The organism is Vibrio sp. YT-19(2023) (genome assembly GCF_033337395.1).
Genome location: NZ_JAWOQN010000626.1, coordinates 1 through 649 on the forward strand (window position 1 = coordinate 1; position 649 = coordinate 649).

Consider the following 649-nt stretch of genomic DNA (forward strand, 5'->3'; position numbering starts at 1 on the left):
CAAAATAACTTAGTACACAGGCTTATAGAAAATACGCTTGCAAGGCTGATCATGGACGATCGGTCTCAAATGTACATTTATAGAACGTAATTCAAGGATGGATGATGACGTACAAAAAGTGGCTTTTTGCCGCAGCGCTGCTTTTAAGTGGCCCAACTTTACTGCCTTTTGCTCTAGAGGCTATTGTGTTGATAGAAATCATCGGAATGGCGGGAGTGGTGGCACTTTATAGCGCTTATTCACAATGGCTTTTTAAACATCCGTTAACGGTTCGGGCTTGTGAGGTCGCGACGAGCCTAGATATCCAGCCTCAAAGAGTTATTACCAAACCAGATTTACGCTCTCTGACTTATTTGTTTCCGCACTACTTGCCAATCAATACTTTGTTAGTGAGCGCGATTGTGACCACGTTTTTGTTTCGTCTGTCTGGAACACTGTAATGATGCTTTCAATACGCAGCTATCGCGCTGATGATGCGCCAACACTATGGACGCTCTTCTACCATACGGTTCGAGAAGTAAACTGCCGCGATTACCAAACAGATCAAGTGAAAGCTTGGGCTCCCGATGATTTTGAACCACAAAGTTGGCAAGCAAGGATGGACACCATTACCCCATTTATTGCCGAAATTGAAGGTGAGATTGTCGGT

1 protein-coding gene and 1 pseudogene are annotated in these 649 nt (G+C 44.2%); both read left to right on the forward strand.

The window, feature by feature from the left end:
• Positions 1-101 precede the first annotated feature (101 nt).
• The gene (locus R7E78_RS27530; protein WP_318058806.1) at positions 102-440 is read left to right on the forward strand and encodes a hypothetical protein; all 339 of its coding nucleotides are present in this window, start codon (positions 102-104) and stop codon (positions 438-440) included.
• Positions 440-649 (forward strand): annotated as a pseudogene (locus R7E78_RS27535) (GNAT family N-acetyltransferase); the annotation flags it as partial. The gene R7E78_RS27530 and the pseudogene R7E78_RS27535, both read left to right, overlap by 1 nt.

Excerpts from the sequence above, each read along its gene's own strand:
- R7E78_RS27530 (WP_318058806.1), top strand. The coding sequence starts at position 102 with ATGATGACGTACAAAAAGTGGCTTTTTGCCGCAGCGCTGCTTTTAAGT.